The sequence below is a fragment of the Escherichia sp. WS1451 genome (assembly GCF_046487365.1).
GTDB lineage: Bacteria > Pseudomonadota > Gammaproteobacteria > Enterobacterales > Enterobacteriaceae > Escherichia > Escherichia coli.
This window is the reverse complement of the sequence record NZ_JBJQJP010000069.1, coordinates 1-945: the sequence shown is the minus strand read 5'-3', so window position 1 is coordinate 945 and position 945 is coordinate 1. Positions and strand designations below refer to the sequence as shown.

Sequence of the window (945 nt, the reverse complement as noted above, 5' to 3'; positions counted from 1 at the left end):
TATGCGCTCACGCAACTGGTCCAGAACCTTGACCGAACGCAGCGGTGGTAACGGCGCAGTGGCGGTTTTCATGGCTTGTTATGACTGTTTTTTTGTACAGTCTATGCCTCGGGCATCCAAGCAGCAAGCGCGTTACGCCGTGGGTCGATGTTTGATGTTATGGAGCAGCAACGATGTTACGCAGCAGGGCAGTCGCCCTAAAACAAAGTTATGCAGCCAAATCCCAACAATTAAGGGTCTTAAAATGGTAAAAGATTGGATTCCCATCTCTCATGATAATTACAAGCAGGTGCAAGGACCGTTCTATCATGGAACCAAAGCCAATTTGGCGATTGGTGACTTGCTAACCACAGGGTTCATCTCTCATTTCGAGGACGGTCGTATTCTTAAGCACATCTACTTTTCAGCCTTGATGGAGCCAGCAGTTTGGGGAGCTGAACTTGCTATGTCACTGTCTGGCCTCGAGGGTCGCGGCTACATATACATAGTTGAGCCAACAGGACCGTTCGAAGACGATCCGAATCTTACGAACAAAAAATTTCCCGGTAATCCAACACAGTCCTATAGAACCTGCGAACCCTTGAGAATTGTTGGCGTTGTTGAAGACTGGGAGGGGCATCCTGTTGAATTAATAAGGGGAATGTTGGATTCGTTAGAGGACTTAAAGCGCCGTGGTTTACACGTCATTGAAGACTAGTCCTTTGCATAACAAAGCCATCAAACCGGACGCCAGAGATTCCGCGCCTGTTGCGCATGGCTTCGCCATTTTATGCGCAATAGGCGCGCCACCCTGTCGCCGTTTATGGCGGCGTTGGGCGCACAATAAGGCTCCTCGCAGAGTTGCTTGAAAGTTGTTACGATTCAAATTCAATCATGAGATAGTCAGCAGATGAGCACTTCCAAGAACGCAGACAAGTAAGCCGCAGCAACCTTCATTTTTCGGTT

The 945-nt window shown here is 48.6% G+C and carries 1 protein-coding gene; it reads left to right on the top strand.

Going from position 1 to position 945, the window contains the following annotated elements; genetic code table 11:
- Positions 1 to 244 precede the first annotated feature (244 nt).
- Positions 245 to 697, top strand: coding sequence for an NAD(+)--rifampin ADP-ribosyltransferase Arr-2 (locus ACJHX7_RS26170; RefSeq protein ID WP_000237816.1), 453 nt, complete (start codon positions 245 to 247; stop codon positions 695 to 697).
- The last annotated feature ends 248 nt before the right edge of the window (positions 698 to 945 follow it).

Excerpts from the sequence above, each read along its gene's own strand:
- ACJHX7_RS26170 (WP_000237816.1), top strand. The coding sequence starts at position 245 with ATGGTAAAAGATTGGATTCCCATCTCTCATGATAATTACAAGCAGGTG.